General features: G+C 57.3%; 16 protein-coding genes. 7 read left to right on the top strand and 9 right to left on the bottom strand.

What is annotated here, in order from left to right:
- The first annotated feature begins 20 nt into the window (after positions 1-20).
- Entirely contained in the window at positions 21-2,339 is a 2,319-nt protein-coding gene (gene feoB, locus O1722_RS01640; protein ID WP_033488061.1) for a Fe(2+) transporter permease subunit FeoB, read from the top strand.
- Positions 2,340-2,350: 11 nt separating this feature from the next.
- Positions 2,351-2,587, top strand: a complete 237-nt coding sequence (gene feoC / locus O1722_RS01635; protein WP_017384148.1) for a [Fe-S]-dependent transcriptional repressor FeoC — start codon at positions 2,351-2,353, stop codon at positions 2,585-2,587.
- On the opposite strand, the gene bioH is transcribed toward feoC, so the two are convergent.
- Positions 2,562-3,344 (bottom strand): pimeloyl-ACP methyl ester esterase BioH, encoded by a 783-nt coding sequence (gene bioH, locus O1722_RS01630; RefSeq protein WP_033488062.1) that lies wholly within the window; start codon positions 3,342-3,344, stop codon positions 2,562-2,564. The genes feoC and bioH overlap by 26 nt on opposite strands.
- Positions 3,345-3,380: 36 nt before the next feature.
- Here bioH and gntX point away from each other — a divergent pair, with 36 nt between their 5' ends.
- The 3 genes from gntX (at position 3,381) to gntT (ending at position 6,320) form a co-directional block, all read left to right on the top strand.
- A complete protein-coding gene (gene gntX / locus O1722_RS01625) occupies positions 3,381-4,061 on the top strand; it encodes a DNA utilization protein GntX (protein WP_033488063.1) in 681 nt (226 codons plus the stop codon).
- A 61-nt stretch (positions 4,062-4,122) separates the two neighbouring features.
- The gene (gene nfuA, locus O1722_RS01620; RefSeq protein WP_003861601.1) at positions 4,123-4,698 is read left to right on the top strand and encodes a Fe-S biogenesis protein NfuA; all 576 of its coding nucleotides are present in this window, start codon (positions 4,123-4,125) and stop codon (positions 4,696-4,698) included.
- A 305-nt stretch (positions 4,699-5,003) separates the two neighbouring features.
- Positions 5,004-6,320, top strand: coding sequence for a gluconate transporter (gene gntT, locus O1722_RS01615; RefSeq protein ID WP_017384145.1), 1,317 nt, complete (start codon positions 5,004-5,006; stop codon positions 6,318-6,320).
- 111 nt (positions 6,321-6,431) lie between these two features.
- Here gntT and malQ read toward each other — a convergent pair whose 3' ends face one another.
- Both malQ and malP read right to left on the bottom strand, forming a co-directional pair.
- Positions 6,432-8,510, bottom strand: coding sequence for a 4-alpha-glucanotransferase (gene malQ, locus O1722_RS01610; RefSeq protein ID WP_033488064.1), 2,079 nt, complete (start codon positions 8,508-8,510; stop codon positions 6,432-6,434).
- Between the two features lie 9 nt (positions 8,511-8,519).
- Positions 8,520-10,913, bottom strand: coding sequence for a maltodextrin phosphorylase (gene malP / locus O1722_RS01605; RefSeq protein WP_033488065.1), 2,394 nt, complete (start codon positions 10,911-10,913; stop codon positions 8,520-8,522).
- A gap of 572 nt (positions 10,914-11,485) precedes the next feature.
- Between malP and malT the strand changes: the two genes are divergently transcribed.
- Positions 11,486-14,191: an HTH-type transcriptional regulator MalT gene (gene malT, locus O1722_RS01600; RefSeq protein ID WP_100151293.1), complete on the top strand. Its 2,706-nt coding sequence runs from the start codon at positions 11,486-11,488 to the stop codon at positions 14,189-14,191.
- Between the two features lie 98 nt (positions 14,192-14,289).
- On the opposite strand, the gene O1722_RS01595 is transcribed toward malT, so the two are convergent.
- From O1722_RS01595 to glpE, 3 genes are read right to left on the bottom strand one after another with little or no spacing between them, the layout of a single operon-like run.
- Positions 14,290-15,048: a DeoR/GlpR family transcriptional regulator gene (locus tag O1722_RS01595; protein WP_017384141.1), complete on the bottom strand. Its 759-nt coding sequence runs from the start codon at positions 15,046-15,048 to the stop codon at positions 14,290-14,292.
- Positions 15,049-15,064: 16 nt separating this feature from the next.
- Positions 15,065-15,895, bottom strand: a complete 831-nt coding sequence (gene glpG, locus O1722_RS01590) for a rhomboid family intramembrane serine protease GlpG (RefSeq protein WP_015571451.1) — start codon at positions 15,893-15,895, stop codon at positions 15,065-15,067.
- Between the two features lie 47 nt (positions 15,896-15,942).
- Positions 15,943-16,275 (bottom strand): thiosulfate sulfurtransferase GlpE, encoded by a 333-nt coding sequence (gene glpE, locus O1722_RS01585; protein WP_015571452.1) that lies wholly within the window; start codon positions 16,273-16,275, stop codon positions 15,943-15,945.
- Between the two features lie 285 nt (positions 16,276-16,560).
- On the opposite strand from glpE, the gene glpD reads away from it, so the two are divergent.
- Complete coding sequence (gene glpD, locus O1722_RS01580; RefSeq protein WP_015571453.1) at positions 16,561-18,069, top strand: glycerol-3-phosphate dehydrogenase; 1,509 nt, start codon at positions 16,561-16,563, stop codon at positions 18,067-18,069.
- A gap of 88 nt (positions 18,070-18,157) precedes the next feature.
- On the opposite strand, the gene glgP is transcribed toward glpD, so the two are convergent.
- From glgP to glgC, 3 genes are read right to left on the bottom strand one after another with little or no spacing between them, the layout of a single operon-like run.
- On the bottom strand, positions 18,158-20,605 hold the full coding sequence (gene glgP / locus O1722_RS01575; RefSeq protein WP_032103634.1) for a glycogen phosphorylase: 2,448 nt from the start codon (positions 20,603-20,605) through the stop codon (positions 18,158-18,160).
- An 18-nt stretch (positions 20,606-20,623) separates the two neighbouring features.
- Positions 20,624-22,057 (bottom strand): glycogen synthase GlgA, encoded by a 1,434-nt coding sequence (gene glgA, locus O1722_RS01570; protein ID WP_479954416.1) that lies wholly within the window; start codon positions 22,055-22,057, stop codon positions 20,624-20,626.
- Entirely contained in the window at positions 22,057-23,352 is a 1,296-nt protein-coding gene (gene glgC / locus O1722_RS01565) for a glucose-1-phosphate adenylyltransferase (RefSeq protein WP_017384139.1), read from the bottom strand. The genes glgA and glgC overlap by 1 nt, the downstream gene beginning before the upstream one ends.
- Between the last annotated feature and the right edge of the window lie 16 nt (positions 23,353-23,368).

Below are 23,368 nucleotides of genomic sequence, written 5' to 3'. Positions count from 1 at the left end.
GTTTCAGTGAGTCTACTACAATGAAAAAATTAACTATTGGCTTAATTGGCAATCCTAATTCCGGCAAGACAACCTTATTTAATCAGTTAACTGGCGCACGCCAGCGTGTGGGAAATTGGGCAGGCGTGACGGTTGAACGCAAAGAAGGCCAGTTCACCACGACAGATAATCAGGTCACGCTGGTTGATTTACCGGGGACCTATTCCCTCACCACGATTTCATCCCAGACCTCTCTCGATGAGCAAATTGCCTGCCACTATATTCTGAGCGGCGACGCGGATCTGCTTATCAACGTGGTGGATGCCTCTAACCTCGAACGAAATCTGTATCTCACGTTACAGCTGCTGGAGCTGGGTATTCCCTGCATCGTGGCGCTTAACATGCTCGACATCGCGGAGAAGCAAAAGCTGCGCATCGACGTCGATGCCCTCTCCGCCCGTCTGGGCTGCCCGGTGGTTCCGCTGGTTTCCACCCGCGCTCGCGGCATTGACGCCCTGAAGCTGGCGATTGACCGCCACACGGGCAATGCCGACGTCGAACTGGTGCACTACGCCCAGCCGCTGCTGCGCGAAGCCGGGCAGCTGGCGCAGGAGATGGATAACAGCATGCCCGCCAGACAACGTCTGTGGCTTGGCCTGCAAATGCTGGAAGGCGATATCTACAGCCGCGCCTACGCAGGCGATGCGGCGGATAAGCTGGATGTCGCACAGGCTCGCCTTAGCGACGAGCTGGATGACCCGGCCCTGCACATTGCGGATGCGCGCTATCAGGCCATCGCCGCTATCTGTGACGTGGTCAGCAATGCATTAACCGCTGAACCCAGCCGCTTCACCGCCGCCGTGGATAAAATTGTGCTCAACCGCTTCCTCGGTTTACCGATCTTTTTACTGGTGATGTATGTGATGTTCCTGCTCGCCATTAACATCGGCGGTGCATTACAACCTATCTTTGATGGCGGCTCTGTCGCTATCTTCGTGCACGGTATTCAGTGGCTGGGCTACACCCTCCACTTCCCGGAATGGTTGACCATCTTCCTTGCGCAGGGGATCGGCGGCGGGATCAATACCGTCCTGCCGCTGGTGCCGCAGATCGGCATGATGTACCTGTTCCTCTCCTTCCTTGAGGATTCCGGTTACATGGCGCGCGCCGCCTTCGTGATGGACCGCCTGATGCAGGCGCTGGGGCTGCCGGGCAAATCCTTCGTGCCGCTGATTGTCGGCTTTGGCTGTAACGTGCCGTCAGTCATGGGCGCGCGTACGCTGGATGCCCCGCGCGAACGCCTGATGACCATCATGATGGCGCCGTTCATGTCCTGCGGCGCGCGGCTGGCGATCTTCACGGTCTTTGCCGCGGCGTTCTTTGGTCAGGAAGGAGCGCTGGCCGTCTTCTCCCTGTATGTGCTGGGTATCGTGATGGCTATTCTCACCGGCCTGATGCTGAAGCACACCATCATGCGTGGCGAAGCGTCGCCGTTCGTGATGGAACTGCCGGTTTATCACGTTCCGCATCTGAAAAGCCTGATTATTCAGACATGGCAGCGCCTGAAGGGCTTCGTTCTGCGCGCCGGTAAGGTGATTGTGGTGGTCAGCATTTTCCTGAGCGCCCTGAACAGCTTCACTCTGAGCGGCCAGGCCGCGGACAACATTAATGACTCTGCCCTGGCCTCCGTCAGCCGGATCATTACGCCGGTCTTCAAACCGATTGGCGTTCAGGAAGACAACTGGCAGGCAACCGTGGGCCTGTTCACCGGCGCGATGGCAAAAGAGGTGGTTGTCGGTACCCTGAACACGCTTTACACCGCGGAAAACATCCAGGAAGAGGAGTTTAATCCGGCAGCGTTCAACCTCGGCGATGAACTGCTTGGCGCGGTGGAAGAAACCTGGCAGAGCCTGAAAGACACCTTCAGCCTGAGCGTACTGGCGAACCCGATTGAAGCCAGCAAAGGCGACGGCGAAATGGCGACCGGAGCAATGGGCGTGATGGGCCAGAAATTTGGCAGCGCGTCGGCGGCCTACAGCTACCTGATCTTCGTCCTGCTCTATATTCCGTGCATCTCGGTCATGGGCGCCATTGCCCGTGAGTCCAGCCGCGGCTGGATGGGCTTCTCCATTCTGTGGGGGCTGAACATTGCCTACTCGCTGGCGACCGTGTTTTATCAGGCCGTCAATTACAGCCAGCATCCGCGCTACAGCCTGGTCTGTATCCTCGCGGTGATCCTGTTTAACGTGATGGTGATTGGCCTGCTACGCCGGGCGCGTAGCCGCGTTGACGTTAACCTGCTGGCAACGCGCAAAACCCCGACGACCTGCTGTAGCAGCCCTGCGGGCGACTGTCACTAAGGGGAAGAAAGATGGCATCGTTGATTCAGGTTCGTGACTTACTGGCGTTACAGGGGCGAATGGAGGCGAAGCAGCTCAGCCTCAGCCTGCATACGCCGCAGCCGATGATCGATGCCATGCTGGAAAGGCTGGAGGCCATGGGGAAAGCCGTGCGCATTCAGGAAGAGCCGGACGGTTGTCTGTCCGGCAGTTGTAAGAGTTGTCCTGAAGGTAAAGCCTGTCTCAGGGAGTGGTGGACGCTTCGCTGATAAAACCGGACAGCGCCGAACAAAACTCAGCAGGATGAGAGATGAACGGCGCATGTGCCGCTTTGGCAACCACCATTGATTTACTCTCCGGCCACAGCGCATCCAGCAGCGGAACCACCTTGCGCGGAACCAGTCCATCCAGATAGCCATAAATACGCAGATGCGGCACCGTTAACGACGCCAGCGGCTCGCGCAGATCGGCCGTTTTCAGGATTTCCAGCCCTCCGTTCAGCACCTCAACCTCCGGCATCGGCAGAGAAAGCACCGTCTGCTTCAGCGTCCGCGCATCCTGACGGGCGGTTTCTGTTCCCATCGTCTGTAATGCCAGGAAACGCTCCACTGTCCGCTGGAAGTCTTCGCTCAGCTGATGCTGGAACCCGGCCAGCACCTCAGGTTTGATGCCCGGCCACGCCTCGCGGGCGCTGAAACAGGGTGATGAGGCCACGGTCACCAGCGCCTGGACCCGTTCAGGATGGCGCAGCGCAATCTGGCTTGCCACCAGCCCGCCCAGGCTCCAGCCGAGCCAGACGGCTTTTTGCGGCGCCGCTTCCAGAACCTGCTCCGCCATGTCGCCGAGCGTCATCGCGCCGTAGCCGTGGCTGCGGCCATAGCCCGGTAGATCCACCAGGTGTACCGTGAATTGCGAGGCCAGTTCCTCACTTATGCAACGCCACACTTCGGCGTTCAGTCCCCATCCGTGCAGCAGCACAAGATGACAATTTCCCGTCCCAACGGTCTGCCACCACAGCGTCTTCATCAGTTAACGTTCTCTTTTTTCACATGGAGGTTGCGTATGCTAACAGTGCCCGGCTTGTGCTGGCTATGCCGAATGCCACTTGCGATGAGCGCGTGGGGCGTCTGTTCCGTTTGCACGCGAGCGCTGGGTTACCTGAAGGGCTGTCCGCAATGCGGCTTGCCTGCCGTAAGCCAGACGCTCCCCTGCGGCCGTTGCCTGAAAAAAGCGCCGCCGTGGAGCGCGCTGGTGGCGGTGGATGATTACGTTTTGCCGCTGAGTCGTCTGGTTCATCAGTTTAAGTTTTCCAGCCAGACTGCACTGGCGCAGCCCCTGGCACGCCTGTTGTTACTGGCGGTATTACAGGCGCGAAGAACGCGCGGGCTGCCGCCGGTCGACACGCTTGTGAACGTGCCACTGTTTCAGCGTCGGCACTGGCGGCGGGGATACAATCAGAGCGACCTGCTGTGCCGTCCGCTCGCCCACTGGCTGGGTTGCCGGTACCCAGCCTCTACGCTGAAACGTACTCATGCCACTGCCGTTCAGCACCGGCTCAACGCCCGGTCGCGCAAAAGGAACCTGAAAAACGCCTTTCGCCTTGAATTGCCGGTCAACGGCCTCCATATCGCGATTGTGGATGATGTCGTCACCACGGGCAGTACCGTGGCTGAACTTTCCCGACTGCTTTTGCAAAGCGGCGCCGCGTCAGTTCAGGTATGGTGTCTGTGCCGTACCTTGTAGCCCTTCTTCAATGGGCGTATGATTATACCCAGGTAATTTAGTCAACTATTAGGCCAAAGCTATGATCCGTATTTCCGATTCTGCACAAGCGCACTTTGCCAAACTGCTGGCAAATCAGGAAGAAGGGACGCAGATCCGCGTGTTTGTGATCAATCCAGGCACTCCGAATGCAGAATGTGGTGTCTCTTATTGTCCTCCGGATGCTGTGGAAGCAACTGACACTGCCCTTAAATTTGAACAGCTCACCGCGTACGTTGATGAGCTGAGCGCGCCGTATCTTGAAGATGCGGAGATTGATTTCGTCACTGACCAACTGGGTTCTCAGCTGACGCTGAAGGCGCCAAACGCGAAGATGCGTAAAGTTTCTGACGATGCCCCGCTGATGGAGCGTGTGGAATATCTGCTGCAATCGCAGATCAACCCGCAGCTGGCCGGCCACGGGGGACGTGTTTCCCTGATGGAAATCACCGAAGATGGTCTGGCGATCCTGCAATTCGGCGGCGGCTGTAACGGCTGCTCCATGGTTGATGTAACCCTGAAAGAAGGGATCGAGAAGCAGCTGCTGAACGAATTTCCGGAACTGAAAGGCGTGCGCGATCTGACCGAGCACCAGCGCGGCGAGCACTCTTACTACTGATTCAGTCCCCGTCTGTATTGCCCGGTGGCGCTGCGCTTACCGGGCCTACTTTTTCTTGCCTCCCCCTCTGTATGTTGACCTGCGTCTCATAATTCAAATTTTGCCTCCCTGGGTGATTCTCAATCACCGCATGTTACCCGTATCATTCTCGTGGGCACTCAACACCCTTATAACAGCCGACTAAACTTAACGTTTTCGCAGGCATCAGTATGAGTGCCGTTAACACTCTGTTCCCAGTTGGGACAACCGGAATTTGTCGTTGAAACAATGACGTTACCCATAACAATTCAAAGGCCAGGTCAATCATGCCATTAGTCATCGTCGCTATCGGTGTTGTGTTATTACTGCTCTTGATGATCCGCTTCAAAATGAACGGATTTATCGCTCTGGTTCTGGTGGCACTTGCAGTCGGTCTGATGCAGGGAATGCCGCTGGTTAAAGTTATCAGCTCCATTAAAGCCGGTGTCGGCGGTACGCTCGGCAGCCTGGCGCTGATCATGGGCTTCGGCGCCATGCTCGGTAAAATGCTCGCGGACTGCGGTGGCGCACAGCGTATTGCCACCACGCTGATCGACAAATTTGGTAAGAAGAACATTCAATGGGCGGTGGTGTTAACCGGTTTTACCGTCGGTTTCGCGCTGTTCTATGAAGTGGGCTTCGTGCTGATGCTGCCGCTGGTGTTCACCATCGCCGCTGCCGCCAACATCCCGCTGCTGTTCGTGGGTGTGCCGATGGCTGCGGCGCTGTCCGTCACCCACGGTTTCCTGCCGCCGCATCCGGGCCCAACGGCTATCGCCACCATCTTCCATGCCGATATGGGTAAAACCCTGCTGTTTGGTACGATTCTGGCGATCCCGACGGTGATTCTGGCAGGCCCGGTGTATGCGCGCTTCCTGAAAGGCATTGATAAGCCTATCCCGGAAGGGCTGTACAGCGCCAAAACCTTTACTGAAGAAGAGATGCCAGGCTTTGGCGTCAGCGTCTGGACCTCACTGGTACCGGTGATCCTGATGGCGATGCGTGCCATAGCAGAGATGGTTCTGCCGAAAGGTCACGCGTTCCTGTCCGTTGCGGAGTTCCTGGGCGACCCGGTGATGGCGACGCTGATTGCGGTCCTGATCGCCATGTTCACCTTCGGTCTTAACCGTGGCCGTTCCATGGATCAGATCAACGACACGCTGACTTCTTCCATCAAAATCATTGCCATGATGCTGCTGATCATCGGCGGTGGCGGCGCGTTCAAGCAGGTGCTGGTCGACAGCGGCGTGGATAAATACATCGCGGCCATGATGCATGAAACCAACGTCTCCCCGCTGCTGATGGCATGGTCTATTGCCGCGGTGTTGCGTATCGCGCTGGGCTCTGCGACCGTTGCGGCGATTACCGCGGGCGGTATCGTTGCGCCGCTGATTGCGACCACGGGCGTCAGCCCTGAGCTGATGGTTATCGCGGTTGGTTCCGGGAGCGTGATTTTCTCCCACGTGAACGATCCGGGCTTCTGGCTGTTCAAGGAGTACTTCAACCTGACCATCGGTGAAACCATCAAGTCCTGGTCCGCGCTGGAAACCATTATTTCGGTGTGCGGTCTGGTCGGGGTGCTGCTGTTGAATATGGTGGTTTGATGTATTAAGTCGGGTGGCGGCTATGCCTTACCCGACCTACTTAATGCACGTAGGCCCGGTAAGCGTTAGCGCCACCGGGCAATAAAAAACCCGCCACTGGCGGGTTTTTTATCACTTCTTCGCGGCTGCTTTTCGCCGTTTATCCAAATCCTTAATCAACCTGTTCACCCCGTCATCGGCAAACATCGCTTCAAGCGTTGTGGACAGCTTGCGGCGCCAGTTTTTGTACTGATAGCTGGTGCCGGGGATGTTTACCGGCTCCGCCATATCAATCCAGTCTTCCGGTTGCAGACCGAGCAACGCGCTGTTGCTGTCGGCAATATAGCGCTGTAAGCCACGGTTAAGCGTTGGCGTCATCGACATCAGCGACGCCTTATGCCCGGCGCGCTTCGGCAGACAGCCATGCTTATGCAGCGCATCCAGCAACCCCTGCTTCGCCAGCTCGCGATCCTGATACAGCCCACGCAGAACCTCTTCATCCGGGTAGAGACCCAGCGTTTTGCCGAGCGTTAGGTCGCCGCTTTCCCAGTAGCCTCTGAGCGTAGGAAGATCATGCGTCGTCGCGACTGCCATTGACTGTTCAGGGTACGCTTTCGGCGCGCGGAAGGTTTTCTCATGGTCGTTTTCAAAATAGAGCACTTTGTAGGAGTAAACCCCGCTGTCGCGGAGCTTGCTGACAATTTCCACCGGCACGGTACCGAGATCTTCGCCAATCACCATGCACTGATGACGTTTACTCTCCAGCGCGAGAATTGAGAGCAGGTCGTCCACCGGATACTGCACGTACGCCCCGTGGTCAGCCGTTTCACCGTACGGGATCCACCACAGGCGCAGCACGGACATCACGTGGTCGATACGCAACGCGCCGCAGTTCTGCATGTTAGCGCGCAGCAGGTCGATAAACGGCTCGTAGGCACGCGCCGTCATCACGTGCGGATCCATCGGCGGTAAGCCCCAGTTCTGACCGAGCGGGCCCAGAATATCCGGCGGCGCCCCCACAGAAGCTTTCAGGCAGTAAAGTTCACGGTCACACCAGGTTTCCGCCCCGCCTTCCGCCACGCCGACAGCCAGATCGCGATACAACCCGATCGGCATGTTATAGCCCTGGCTCACCTGCCAGCAGGCGGCAAACTGGCTGTACGCCAGCCACTGCAACCAGAGATAGAAATCCACCTCGTCGGCATGCGTCTCACAGAATGCCTTCACTTCCGGGGTATCAACGGACTGATAGGCTTCCGGCCACACCGGCCAGCCCCAGCGCATCTCGTCCTCCTGAACCTGATACGCATGCAGCGCATCAAACGCTGCCTGCCAGTAAAGGCTCTCACCTTCCTGCATCACAAACTGGCGGAAGGCTGCCATGTGCTCGTCGTCACGCTTCGCAAAGCCCTTCCAGGCCAGACGCAGAGCCGCCATTTTCAGCGCGGTAACGGAGGCGTAATCAACCCAGTCCGCATCGCGGGCCTGTTTCAGCAGCTGTTGCGTGGTCTCAAGCTTCCACCACGCCTGCGCCTCTTTGCTGTTTTTGAAATCGTCTAACGCGTTAACGTCGATGTAAATCACGTTCAGCCAGCGACGGGAAGACGGGCTGTACGGGCTGGCGCTTTCCGGATTCGCCGGATAGAGGGCGTGGATCGGGTTGAGGCCGATGAACGCGCCGCCGCGCTCACCAACAGATGCCAGCATCTTTTTCAGGTCGCCGAAATCGCCAATGCCCCAGTTGCTGTCCGAACGCAGGGTATAGAGCTGCACGCAGGCGCCCCACAGCTTTTTGCCTTCACGCAGCGCCTGCGGCTCATAGCAGCGCTTTGGCGCCACAATCACTCGACAGTGAAAACGCTGGTCGTCCCGGGTCAGCGTAAGCGTGTGGTAGCCCTCCGGCAGCTTCGCCGGAAGGTTAAGGGTTTTGCCGCCGGTGACATGGCCTTTGTGCTGATGCCCCTCTTCGGTGGTGAGCAGCCAGCTGAACTCGCCGCGCCCTTCCACCGCCAGCGGCATCTTTTTGCCCGCGGTAAAGACCTTGACGTTCGGCACCGGCGCACCCGACGCTTTCGCGTCGGTTTTGTGCATGGCATCCAGCAAACGTCTTTTGGTGTCCGCACCAATAGACTGCGGTTTGCCGTGCGCATTGATGTAACTGAGGCTAATTCCCGCCGCCTGCGCGGCACTGTCCAGACGTTTACTCTCCATCGCGCTTCCTTAGCGTTTTGCCTGCCAGATACGAGCCTGATAATCACGGATTGAGCGGTCAGAGCTGAACATACCGCAGCGCGCGGTGTTCAGGATACACGCGCGGGTCCAGGCATCCTGGTCGCGATACAGCACGTCGACCTGCTTCTGCGCTTCAACGTAAGCCGAGAAGTCAGCCATCACCAGGTACGGGTCGCCGCCCTGTTTGTCCATGCTGTGCAGCATCTGGTCAAACGCGTGCTTGTCGCCGTCGCTGTACTTCCCGCTTTCCAGCTCTTTGAGCACCGCATCCAGCACTTTATCTTTTTTACGCCATTTCACCGGGTCGTACCCTTTGGCTTTGATGGCTTTCACTTCTTCAACAGTATGGCCGAAGATAAAGATGTTCTCTTCGCCGACCTTCTCGGCGATTTCGACGTTCGCACCGTCCAGCGTGCCGACGGTCAGCGCGCCGTTCAGGGCCAGCTTCATGTTGCCGGTACCGGACGCTTCTTTACCGGCGGTAGAGATCTGCTCGGAAATATCCGCCGCCGGGATCAGCATTTCAGCCGCAGAAACGCAGTAGTCCGGCAGGAACACCACCTTCAGCTTGTCGCCCACTTTCGGATCGCTGTTGATCGCCGCCGCCACTTTATTAATGGCAAGGATAATGTTTTTCGCCAGGTAGTAGCCCGGCGCCGCTTTCGCACCGAACAGGAACACGCGCGGGACGCGGTCGGCCTGCGGGTTCTCGCGGATCTCTTTGTACAGCGCCAGAATGTGCAGCAGGTTCAGGTGCTGACGTTTGTACTCGTGCAGTCGTTTGATCTGGATATCGAAAATCGCATTCGGGTTGATCTCAATTCCGGTGCGCATTTTCACAAACTCGGCCAGACGAACCTTGTTCTCCAGCTTAATGGCGCGGTACTGCTCGCGGAACTTCGCGTTGTCGGCCTGTTTTTCCAGGTTGATGAGCTGGTCCAGGTCGTTGGCCCACTCTTTCTTCAGGGACTTGTCCAGCAGGCCGGCCAGCAGCGGGTTGCACTGCTTAATCCAGCGACGCGGCGTGATGCCGTTGGTCACGTTATGGAATTTGGTCGGCCACAGCTGGTGGTATTCCGGGAAGAGATCTTTCACCACCAGATCCGAGTGCAGCGCGGCAACGCCGTTCACCGCAAAGCCGCTGACCACGCACATGTTCGCCATGCGCACCTGCTTGTCGTGCACAACGGCCAGCTTCGCCCAGACGGCCTTATCGCCCGGCCAGGTTTTCTCCACCAGCGTTTTGAACTGGTCGTTAATCTTGTTGATGATCTGCATATGGCGCGGCAGCAGCGTTTTCACCAGCTTCTCATCCCAGCACTCGAGCGCTTCCGGCATCAGGGTGTGGTTGGTGTAGGCGAAGGTGCGGCTGGTGATGGCCCAGGCGTCGTCCCAGCTCAGCTGATGCTCGTCGATCAGCACGCGCAGCAGTTCCGGGATGGCAATGGTCGGATGCGTGTCGTTAAGCTGAATAACTTCGAAGTCCGGCAGCTGAGCCAGCTTGCGGCCCGCCAGGTGGTGGCGACGCAGAATATCCGCCACGGAACAGGCGCACTGGAAGTACTGCTGCATCAGACGCAGCTTTTTACCCGCCAGATGATTATCGTTCGGGTAGAGGACTTTGGTCAGCTTCTCGGCGTCGATCCCCTGCTGCTCGGCGCGCAGGAAATCACCGTCGTTGAATTTGGTCAGGTTAAACGGATGCGCGTGCTTCGCCTGCCACAGGCGCAGCGGCTGCGCCACGCCGTTACGGTAGCCGAGTACCGGCAGGTCCCAGGCTTCACCGGTAATGGTGAACGCCGGTTCCCAGAGTCCCTGCTTCGTGACTTTCCCGCCAATCCCGACCTGCACATCCAGCTGCGCGTTGTGGCGGAACCACGGATAGGTATTGCGGTGCCAGTCGTCTGGCGCTTCCATCTGATGGCCGTCGGCAAATGACTGACGAAACAGGCCGTACTGATAGTTCAGGCCATAGCCAATCGCCGACTGGCCCACGGTTGCCATGGAATCCAGGAAGCAGGCTGCCAGACGTCCCAGACCGCCGTTACCCAGCGCCGGATCAATCTCTTCTTCCAGCAGATCGGTCAGGTTGATGTCGTGTTCTTTCAGCACGTCACCGACCTCCTGATACCAGCCAAGGTTCAGCAGATTGTTACCCGTCAGACGGCCAATCAGGAACTCCATTGAAATGTAGTTGACGTGACGCTGGCCTTTCACGGGCTTCGTCACAGGCTGAGCGTCCAGCTGCTCTGCGAGCGCCCCGCTCACCGCCTGCCACCACTGGTGAGGCGTCATTTCGTTTGCAGCATGAAGACCAAAACGCTGCCACTGACGCGTCAGGGCAGCCTGAAATTGAGCTTTGTTGAAAGTAGGCTGTGACATAGGGAATCGGCATCCTGTAGAGAGTAAAAACATTTAACGCTAGTGTGCCTGGCTCATTGTGCCTCTTCCTCCTCCTGTCGGGGATTAGACAGGGAGGAGTAGCGGGGATGAGCATAAAAGTGTGATCGAGGCCACTGTGTGAGTGTGCGCTTCGCGGAAAAAGCGATCCCGGAAGAGCGTCAAAGAAATGAAATGCAGTTTCGGAGGAAATTAATCATCGCTGAAATGATTACTTACGTAGAATAATATTTCCGCGCGTCGGGATTATTCAGCACCCCTATTAAGCCGATGCAACTTTCCCCGAAGTTAATTAACTTCAGCGTCATTATCTCTTTCTGAAACCAGTTTCAGCGCAACCGCGACTTATGCACACAAGCCAGAAGCAGCGCGGCATCCAGCCATTTACGGAAAGTTCAATCAGTGATGAGAATGTTTTGTGACAGAGTGCAAATTCAGAGCCTCCAAACCCAGACATAACTTGCAATAGTTCCTCTATTGGCCGAACTTATAGATATTAATTACGAAGCGCAAAAAAAATAAATTCTCTCGTTCCCCACAGTGAAGTGAAAACTATGTTGATTCCGTCCAAATTAAGTCGCCCGGTTCGTCTTGACCATACTGTGGTCCGCGAGCGCCTGCTGGCTAAACTTTCCGGTGCGCATAATTTCCGACTGGCGCTGGTTACGAGTCCTGCGGGTTATGGAAAAACAACGCTCATTTCGCAATGGGCGGCAGGTAAAAGCGATCTTGGCTGGTACTCCCTGGATGAAGGGGATAACCAGCAGGAGCGTTTTGCCAGCTATTTAATTGCCGCGATTCAGCAGGCAACCAACGGACACTGCGTCACCAGCGAGGTGATGGTGCAAAAGCGCCAGTACGCCAGCCTGTCCTCTCTTTTCTCCCAGCTGTTTATAGAGCTGGCCGAATGGCATCGCCCGCTGTATGTGGTGATTGATGATTATCATCTGATCACCAACCCGGTTATTCACGAGTCCATGCGTTTCTTCCTGCGCCATCAGCCGGAAAACCTGACGCTGGTTGTCCTGTCGCGTAACCTTCCGCAGTTGGGCATTGCCAACCTGCGCGTGCGCGATCAGCTGCTGGAAATCGGCAGTCAGCAGCTGGCCTTTACCCATCAGGAAGCGAAGCAGTTCTTTGACTGCCGCCTGACGTCTCCGATTGAGGCGTCGGAAAGCAGCCGCCTGTGCGATGACGTTGCCGGCTGGGCCACGGCGCTTCAGCTGATTGCCCTCTCCGCGCGGCAAAACAACAGCCCGACGCATCAGTCCGCACGCCGCCTGGCGGGCATCAACGCCAGCCACCTGTCGGATTATCTGGTGGATGAGGTACTCGACAGCGTTGACCTCTCCACCCGCCATTTCCTGCTGAAAAGCTCCCTGCTGCGTTCCATGAACGATGCGCTGATTGTACGCGTCACCGGCATTGAAAACGGGCAGCTTCAGCTCGAAGAGATTGAACGTCAGGGTCTGTTCCTGACGCGCATGGACGATCCCGGCGAATGGTTTAGCTACCATCCGCTGTTTGGCAGCTTCCTGCGCCAGCGTTGCCAGTGGGAACTGGCCGCAGAGCTGCCTGACATTCACCGCGCCGCCGCCGAAAGCTGGATGGCGCAAGGTTTTCCGAGCGAGGCTATCCACCATGCGCTGGCCGCCGGGGATGCCGGTATGCTGCGCGATATTCTGCTCAACCACGCGTGGGGACTGTTCAACCACAGTGAACTGACGCTGCTGGAAGAGTCGTTAAAAGCGCTGCCGTGGGAAAGCCTGCTGGAGAATCCGCGTCTGGTGCTGCTCCAGGCCTGGCTGATGCAGAGCCAGCATCGCTACAGCGAAGTGAACACCCTGCTGGCGCGCGCCGAGCAGGAGATGGAAAGCGAGATGGATACCACCCTGCATGGCGAATTTAACGCCCTGCGTGCGCAGGTGGCGATTAACGACGGTGACCCTGAGGAAGCCGAACGGCTGGCGATGGTCGCGCTGGATGAGCTGCCGCTGGCGAATTTTTACAGCCGTATTGTGGCCACCTCGGTACACGGCGAAGTGCTGCACTGTAAGGGCGATCTCACGCGTTCGCTTTCACTCATGCAGCAAACCGAACAGATGGCGCGCCGCCACGATGTCTGGCATTACGCCCTCTGGAACCTGATCCAGCAAAGCGAGATTTTATTTGCTCAGGGATTCCTGCAAGCCGCCTGGGAAAACCAGGAGAAAGCGTTCCAGCTGATCCGTGAACAGCATCTGGAACAGCTGCCGATGCACGAGTTCCTGTTGCGTATTCGCGCTCAGCTGCTGTGGGCATGGTCGCGTCTGGATGAAGCAGAAAGCTGCGCCCGCCAGGGTCTGAATGTCCTTTCGAGCTTCCAGCCGCAGCAGCAGCTCCAGTGTCTGGCTCTGCTGGTGCAGTGCTCGCTGGCGCGCGGCGACCTGGATAATGCCCGCAACCATCTTAACCGCCTGGAAAACCTGCTCGGCAACGGGCAGTACCATAGCGACTGGGTGTCCAACGCCGATAAGGTGCGGGTGATTTACTGGCAGATGACCGGCGATAAAAAGTCCGCCGCCAACTGGCTGCGTCATACGCCCAAACCGGAATTTGCCAATAACCACTTCCTGCAAAGCCAGTGGCGCAACATCGCTCGCGTGCAGATCCTGCTGGGTGACTTTGAGCCTGCCGAGATTGTGCTGGAAGAGTTAAACGAAAACGCCCGCAGCCTGCGCCTGATGAGCGATTTAAACCGCAACCTGCTGCTGTTAAACCAGCTTTACTGGCAGGCGGGACGTAAAAACGATGCCCAGCGCGTACTGCTGGAAGCGTTGCAGCTGGCGAACCGCACCGGGTTTATCAGCCACTTTGTGATTGAGGGTGAAGTGATGGCCCAGCAGCTGCGCCAGCTGATTCAGCTCAACACACTGCCAGAACTCGATCAGCATCGCGCCCAGCGCATTCTGCGCGAGATTAACCAGCACCACCGCCACAAGTTTGCGCACTTCGATGAGAACTTTGTTGAACGTCTGCTGAACCATCCGGAAGTGCCGGAGCTTATCCGCACCAGCCCGCTCACCCAGCGTGAATGGCAGGTGCTGGGGCTGATCTATTCCGGCTACAGCAACGAGCAGATTGCCGGTGAGCTGGCGGTGGCGGCGACCACCATCAAAACGCACATTCGCAATCTGTATCAGAAGCTGGGCGTAGCGCACCGACAGGATGCAGTGCAGCATGCACAGCAGCTGTTGAAGATGATGGGATATGGAGTGTAGATCCTCTGCGGTCTGATGCCCTCACCCCGGCCCTCTCCCACAGGGAGAGGGAGAAAATTTTGTAGGTCGGGTAAGCGCAGCGCCATCCGACACAATTGCTAGCACAATTCCAGCTGCAAATTGTTATCCTTAATTACCTGCATCACGCCCGCCGGCGGCATTACGTCGGTGTAAACCGCATCCACCATGCTGATACTGCCCATGTTGACCATCGCGTTACGGCCAAATTTGGAGTGGTCCACCACCAGCATCACGTGACGTGAGTTTTCAATGATCGCGCGCTTGGTGCGCACCTCGTGGTAATCAAACTCCAGCAGCGAGCCGTCGCTGTCGATGCCGCTGATCCCCAGAATGCCGAAGTCGAGGCGGAACTGAGAGATAAAATCGAGCGTCGCTTCGCCGATAATGCCCCCGTCGCGGCTGCGCAGTTCGCCGCCCGCGAGGATGATGCGGAAATCGTCTTTCTGCATCAACGTGTTGGCCACGTTCAGGTTGTTGGTCACCACGCGCAGGTTCTCGTGGTTCAGCAGCGCATGGGCGACCGCTTCCGGCGTGGTGCCGATATCAATAAACAGCGTCGCGCCGTTCGGGATCTGGCTCGCCACTTTACGGGCGATACGCTCTTTCTCTGCCGTTTGCGTCGCCTTACGGTCATGCCATGAGGTGTTCACCGAGCTGGACGGCAGCGCGGCGCCGCCGTGGTGACGCAGAATACGGTTCTGATCGGCCAGGTCGTTGAGGTCACGACGGATGGTTTGCGGGCTGACGGCAAACTGCTCCACCAGCTCTTCAGTACTGACGTATCCCTGTTTTTTTACCAGTTCGATAATGGCGTCATGACGTTGTGTTTGTTTCATGAAATATCCCTGGGTATTATGTTCGTTTTCGCGCATGGAGCGTATCGGCCAGCGCCATCGCCAGCCCAACCGCCAGGCCGGTAACGTGCGCACCATTGGCGATAGACATACCAAACAGATCAAACCATCCGGCAATAAGCCATATTAACGCAAAGGTTATTAATCCACGTTGTAAATAGATGCCGCTATCCGGGTCGCGCTCGCCTCTGAGCCAGGCGTAACCCATCAGGGCGTACACCACGCCGGATAACCCGCCAAACCATGGACCGCTGAATTTGTGCTGCACGTAGCCGCTTAACAGGGCGCTGATAAGGGTGATCACAATCAGCTTGCCGCTGCCGAGCCGCTTCTCCACCGCCCCGCCGAGATACCACCACCACAGCAGGTTAAAGAGGATATGCATCACCGAGAAGTGCATCAGCGCATGCGTGAAGTAGCGCCAGACGTCAAATTGCAGGGAGGGATCGTACGGCCATGCGAGGGCAATCATCACGCTCTGGTCGCCCACCACGCTCATAATAATGAAGACGATGATGCAGGCTGCCATCAAAAGCAGCGTAAACGGCCCTGCGCGCTCGCGGAGGGTGGCGAGAAACGGAAAACGTTGATAGTGCAGGCCACTGCCGGTCTGGCCGGATTGCCAGCTTGCCGCCAGATAACGCGGGTCGCCCGGGTTTTCCAGAAAACGCGCCAGCTCGTCATTCACGCGGCCGGCCTGGCTTTCGTCTGCCAGCCAGACATCCGTCTGTGTATGCTGCTGAATAGTCAGGATAATGCCCTGCGTCGCCATATAGTCGACAAACGCCTGGGCGACGCGCGGGTTGCTAAAAGAGGTGATCATCAACATGGGCAGCGGTCGCTTATTTCCACACAAAAGGGGACAGTATAGCGGGATCAGCGCTCAAACGCGTATTCAACTTCTGCCGGGAAATGACGATGCCAGGCATCGAAGCCGCCATCGACGCTGTACACCGCGTCGTAACCCTGCTGGAGCAGATACTGCGCCGCGCCTTTACTACTGTTGCCGTGATAGCACATCACCATCACCGGGGTATCGAAGTCGTTATCGCGCATAAACGCGCCCAGCGTGTCGTTGGTGAGATGGAACGCGCCCGGCGTGTGGCCCATCGCAAAGCTCTGCGGATCGCGGATATCCACCAGCACCGCTTGTCCCTGGTGCATCTTCTGATGGGCTTCTTCTACGTTAATACATTCAAACTGATCCATGGTGTTCTCATCTTATATTCAGGTGTGGTGCGGTTTTCCCCTCACCTTACCCTCTCCCTCCGGGAGAGGGAAACGGATCCCCCTCTCCCCGTGGGAGAGGGCTGGGGTGAGGGCATCAGACCGCACTATTTTACCCCGTAGTGTACGTCCTGGCGGCGGGTAAACGCCATTATGTTATCCATATCACTCTAAATTGTTTTTTTGATGTTACCAAAAGCGCGTTCCTTTGCTATTATGAGCGATATCGAACATTTTTGAGCTTTAACGAAAGTGCATGAGGGTGTTATGGAAACCAAAGATCTGATTGTGATAGGCGGTGGCATCAACGGTGCCGGTATTGCGGTTGATGCCGCAGGACGCGGTTTATCCGTGCTGATGCTGGAAGCTAACGATCTCGCCTGTGCGACGTCGTCCGCCAGCTCCAAGCTGATCCACGGTGGCCTGCGCTACCTGGAACACTACGAATTTCGCCTGGTCAGCGAAGCGCTGGCTGAACGCGAAGTACTGCTGAAAATGGCTCCGCATCTGGCGATCCCGATGCGTTTCCGTCTGCCTCATCGCCCGCATCTGCGTCCGGCGTGGATGATCCGCATTGGTCTGTTTATGTACGATCATCTGGGTAAACGCACCAGCCTGCCGGGTTCGACTGGTTTGCGTTTTGGCTCAGAGTCGGTCCTTAAGCCTGAAATCGTGCGCGGTTTCGAATATTCCGACTGCTGGGTGGACGATGCGCGTCTGGTGCTGGCTAACGCGCAGATGGTCGAGAAGAAAGGCGGCGAGGTGAAAACCCGTACCCGCGCGACCGCCGCACGCCGCGAAAACGGCCTGTGGATTGTGGAAGCGGAAGACGTGGATACCGGCGAGAAGTTCAGCTGGAAAGCGCGCGGCCTGGTGAACGCTACCGGCCCGTGGGTAAAACAGTTCTTCGATGACGGTATGCACCTGCCTTCTCCGTACGGCATCCGCCTGATCAAGGGCAGCCACATTGTGGTGCCGCGCGTGCATACCCAGAAACAGGCTTATATCCTGCAAAATGAAGACAAGCGCATTGTGTTTGTGATCCCGTGGATGGACGAGTTCTCCATCATCGGCACCACCGACGTAGAGTACAAAGGCGATCCGAAAAACGTTGAGATCGACGAGAGTGAAGTCAGCTATCTGTTGAAAGTGTACAACGCGCACTTTAAGAAACAGCTGGCGCGCGATGACGTGGTCTGGACCTACTCCGGCGTGCGTCCGCTGTGTGATGACGAGTCTGACTCACCGCAGGCCATCACCCGTGACTATACGCTTGATATTCATGACGTGGACGGTCAGGCGCCCCTGCTGTCGGTATTTGGCGGTAAGCTCACCACCTACCGTAAACTGGCGGAGCACGCGCTGGAGAAACTGGCGCCGTATTACAAAGGCATCGGCCCGGCGTGGACGAAAGGCGCCGTGCTGCCTGGCGGCGATATCGGCGATAACCGCGACGATTACGCCGCGAAGCTGCGTCGCCGCTTCCCGTTCATTACCGAAGGAATGGCGCGCCACTATGCCCGCACCTACGGCAGCAACACCGAACTGTTCCTCGGCGAGGCGAAAGAGATTGCCGATCTGGGCGAGCATTTTGGCCATGAGCTGTACGAAGCGGAACTGCGCTACCTGGTGGAACACGAGTGGGTGCGCCGTCTGGACGATGCTATCTGGCGTCGTACTAAAGAAGGGATGTGGCTGAATGCCGAGCAGCAGTCTCGCGTGGCGCAATGGTTGCAACAGCATGCGGGAAAGCGTGAATTGTCGTTGGCGTCGTAATTGAAAAAAAGCCGGGTGGCGGCTCCGCCTTACCCGGCCTACTCGATCCCGTAGGCCCGGTAAGCGCAGCGCCACCGGGCTTTTTTTTTTACAACCGCACCGGATCAATATGCCAGATATTCTCGGCATACTCTTTGATGGTCCTGTCCGACGAGAAGTATCCCATGTTGGCGATGTTATGCATCGCGGCGCTGGTCCACTTCTCCTGCTGACGGTACAGTTCGTCCACCTTATCCTGACAATCCACGTAGCTGCGGTAATCCGCCAGCACCTGATAGTGATCGCCAAAGTTAATCAGCGAGTCCACCAGATCGCGATAGCGTCCGGGCTCCTCAGGGTTAAACACGCCGGTGGCGATTTGCGTCAGCACCTGGCGTAACTCTTCATCCTCTTCATAATACTCACGCGGCGAGTAGCCCTGCTTGCGCAGCGCCTCCACCTCTTCCGCCGTATTCCCGAAAATAAAGATATTCTCCGCGCCCACATGCTCCAGCATTTCGACATTTGCGCCGTCCAGCGTGCCGATAGTCAGCGCGCCGTTCAGGGCAAACTTCATGTTACTGGTGCCGGATGCTTCCGTCCCCGCCGTGGAAATCTGCTCAGAGAGATCCGCCGCCGGAATAATCAGCTGCGCCAGGCTTACGCTGTAGTTCGGGATAAACACGACCTTCAGCTTATCGCCAATGTCCGGATCGTGGTTCACCACCTTCGCCACATCGTTGATGAGATGAATGATGTGCTTCGCCATGTAGTACGCGGACGCCGCCTTACCGGCAAAGATTTTCACGCGCGGCACCCACTCCGCCGTCGGGTCAGCCTTAATGCGGTTGTAGTGGGTAATAACGTGCAGGACATTCATCAGCTGACGCTTGTACTCGTGGATACGTTTGATTTGCACGTCGAACAGCGCTTTCGGGTTCGCCACCACGTTCAGATGCATCGCCAGCCAGACCGCCAGACGCTTCTTGTTCAGCAGCTTGGCTTCCCGTACCGCTTTATTCACCGTCGGGAAATCAATGTGCTGCTCCAGCTCGCTCAGCTGGCTCAAATCGGTGCGCCAGGTGCGGCCAATGTTCTCATCCAGAACATCGGAGAGCGGCTGGTTCGCCAGCGCCAGCCAGCGGCGCGGGGTGACGCCGTTGGTCACGTTGCAGAAACGCGTCGGGAAGATCTTCGCAAAGTCCGCAAACAGGGACTGCACCATCAGGTTCGAGTGCAGCTCTGACACGCCGTTCACCTTGTGGCTGATCACCACCGCCAGCCAGGCCATGCGTACGCGACGCCCGTTGGATTCATCAATGATCGAGGCGCGGCTCAGCAGACCGGTATCGTTCGGGTACTGCTCCTGCAAGGTCTTGAGGAAGTAGTCGTTGATCTCGAAGATGATTTGCAGATGGCGCGGCAGAATTTTGCCGAGCATATCCACCGGCCACGTCTCCAGCGCTTCACTCATCAGCGTATGGTTGGTGTACGAGAACACCTGGCAGGTTACTTCAAACGCGTCATCCCAGCTGAACTTATGCTCGTCAATCAGCAGGCGCATCAGCTCAGGGATCGACAGCACCGGATGGGTATCGTTGAGGTGAATGGCGGTTTTTTCCGCCAGATTCGCATAGGTTTTGTGCAGCTGATAGTGACGGCTAAGGATATCCTGAATCGTTGCCGAGACGAGGAAATACTCCTGACGCAGGCGCAGCTCGCGGCCTGAGTAGGTCGAGTCATCCGGATACAGGACGCGTGACACATTCTCGGAGTGGTTTTTATCTTCCACCGCCGCGAAGTAGTCACCCTGGTTGAATTTACCCAGGTTGATCTCGCTACTGGCCTGCGCGTTCCACAGGCGCAGCGTATTGGTCGCATCGGTGTCGTAGCCGGGGATGATCTGGTCATAGGCCACGGCGAGGATCTCCTCGGTTTCCACCCAGCGGGATTTTTTCCCTTCCTGCTGAATACGCCCGCCAAAACGCACCTTGTAGCGCGTGTTGTGGCGCTTGAACTCCCACGGGTTACCGTACTCCAGCCAGTAGTCTGGAGACTCTTTCTGACGACCATCCACGATGTTCTGCTTGAACATACCGTAGTCGTAGCGAATACCGTAGCCGCGCCCGGGCAGCGCCAGCGTCGCCAGTGAATCGAGGAAACAGGCGGCAAGACGCCCGAGACCACCGTTACCCAGCCCCGGGTCGTTCTCTTCGTCAATCAGCTCTTCTAAATCCAGCCCCATCTCTTCCAGTGCGTTTTTGACGTCGTCATAAATCCCGAGCGATAACAGCGCATTGGAGAGGGTGCGACCAATCAGAAACTCCATCGACAGGTAATACACCTGTCGCGTCTCCTGCGAAAGCTGGGCGCGGTTGGAGCGCAGCCAGCGTTCGACCATACGGTCACGCACCGCAAACAGCGTGGCGTTCAGCCACTCATGTTTGTTGGCAATAACGGGATCTTTCCCAATGGTAAACATCAGCTTATAGGCGATGGAGTGTTTCAACGCCTCAACGCTGAGCGTGGGGGAAGAGTAGCTAAATGGAGCATTCATATCAGTAACTTCGCCTCGTTACATCAAGCGTTGATAAAGGTCGCGGTAGGACTGCGCCGCAACGTGCCAGCCAAAGTCCATGGACATCGCCTGACGTTGTACGTAACGCCACAGGGATGGACGGGACCACAAGACGAAAGCACGCCGGATCGCCCGAAGCAGCGACCAGGCATTACTGTCCTCGAAAACAAACCCGCTGGCGATACCGTCCGCCAGGTTTTCCAGGGAGCTGTCAGACACCGTATCCGCCAGCCCGCCCGTGCGGCGTACCAGCGGCAACGTGCCGTATTTCAGACCATAGAGCTGCGTCAGGCCGCAGGGCTCGAAGCGGCTCGGCACCAGAATCACGTCCGCGCCGCCCATGATGCGGTGCGAGAACGCTTCGTGATAGCCAATCTGCACGCCCACCTGCCCCGGATGTTCCGCCGCGGCCGCAAGGAAACCTTCCTGCAATACCGGGTCGCCCGCGCCGAGCAGCGCCAGCTGGCCGCCCTGCTCCAGTAATCCCGGCAGCGCTTCCAGCACCAGATCCAGCCCTTTCTGGCTGGTCAGGCGGCTGACCACCGCAAACAGCGGCACCTTGTCGTTGACCTTCAGCCCCATCGCAATCTGTAGCTGGCGCTTGTTCTCCGCTTTGTCCTCCACGGAGTCGCGACCATAGCGCGCCGCCAGCAGGAGGTCCGTTTCCGGATTCCAGATCTGTTCATCCACGCCGTTCAGAATGCCCGACAGGCGACCTTCACGGTGGCGCTGTTGCAGTAGCCCTTCCATACCGTAACCGAACTCCGGCTGGGTAATTTGCCGCGCGTAGGTTGGGCTGACCGCCGTGATGTGGTCGGCGTAGTACAGACCGGCCTTCAGGAACGAAATCTGTCCGTTAAACTCCAGTCCGTGCATGTTAAAGAACGACCATGGCAGATCGATGTCATTCATATGATGCGCGTAATACATGCCCTGATACGCCAGGTTGTGCACCGTAAACACCGATTTGGCCGGGTGCCCCTTCGCCGCCAGATACGCAGGAGCCAGCCCCGCATGCCAGTCATGCGCGTGCACCACGTTCGGACGCCAGAACGGATCCAGTCCGACAGCCATTTCCGCCCCCACCCAGCCGAGCAGGGCAAAGCGCATCACGTTATCGGTATAGGCGTACAGGTTGGTATCGTGATACGGGCTGCCGGGTCGATCGTATAAATGCGGGGCATCAATCAGGTAAATCCCTACGCCATTGTAATGTCCAAACAGCAGGGTGATACGTCCCGCGAAGGTCTCGCGACGGGTAACAACCTTTGCATCGGGAATACCGCGCCGGATATCCGGAAAAGCGGGCAACAACACGCGGGTATCCACCCCTCCGGCGATTTGCGCCGCTGGTAATGCACCAAGAACATCCGCCAGGCCGCCCGTTTTTAACAACGGGAACATCTCAGAACATACGTGTAAAACCTGCATCATCGCTCCTGTTTGATTTGCAGCTTCCGCAACATTTCCCGTGTTACTAACACGATCCCCTCTTCCGAACGGTAGAAACGACGCGCATCTTCTTCCGCGTTTTCCCCAATCACCATCCCTTCGGGAATGATGCAGGCACGATCGATAACGCAGCGACGCAGACGACATGAGCGTCCTACCCAGACATCCGGCAGCAGAACTGCCGAATCGATATTACAGAATGAGTTTATACGCACGCGCGGGAACAGCACGGACTGCACCACCACCGAACCGGAGATAATGCAACCGCCAGAGACCAGCGAGTTGAGCGTCATGCCGTGGCTGCCGGAGCGATCCTGAACGAACTTCGCCGGCGGCAACGATTCCATATGCGTGCGAATCGGCCAGTTCTGGTCGTACATATCCAGCTCAGGCGTGACGGACGCCAGATCGAGGTTGGCTTTCCAGTACGCTTCCAGCGTTCCCACATCGCGCCAGTAAGGCTCCGCATTCGGATCGGACTGCACGCAGGACAGCGGGAAGGGATGTGCATACGCCATGCCAGCTTTGGTAATTTTCGGGATGATGTCTTTACCGAAGTCGTGGCTGGAGTTTTCGTCTTTGTCGTCCTCTTCCAGCAGTTCATAAAGATAATCGGCATCAAAGACATAGATCCCCATGCTGGCGAGCGATTTGGTGTCGTCGCCCGGCATGGTTGGCGGGTTCGCCGGTTTTTCGACAAAGTCGATAATCTTGTCATCGCCATCTACATGCATCACGCCAAACGCGGTTGCTTCCGCAACAGGCACTGGCAGACACGCCACGGTGCAGCGCGCCCCTTTTTCGACGTGGTCGATCAGCATGTGGGAGTAATCTTGCTTGTAGATGTGGTCCCCGGCGAGGATAACGATGTATTCCGCGCTGTAGCGACGAATGATGTCGAGGTTCTGGGTCACGGCATCCGCCGTGCCGCGGTACCAGTTCTCCCCATGAACGCGCTGCTGCGCCGGGAGCAGATCGACAAATTCGTTCATCTCTTCGCTGAAGAATGACCAGCCGCGCTGAATGTGCTGCACCAGCGTGTGCGACTGATACTGGGTAATGACGCCAATACGGCGAATGCCTGAGTTCAGGCAGTTGGAAAGTGCAAAATCGATAATACGGAACTTACCACCAAAGTGAACGGCCGGTTTGGCGCGCTTGATGGTCAAATCTTTCAGACGGGTACCACGCCCGCCCGCGAGTATCAGGGCAACTGTTTTTAATGGTAGCTGGCGCGCCAACATTAACGGATCGTTCTTCTCTAATCTAACCATGACTAACTCCTTTTTT

This window comes from Enterobacter cloacae complex sp. HYC003_NIDB (genome assembly GCF_056673375.1).
This window is presented reverse-complemented; position numbering and strand designations above follow the sequence as displayed.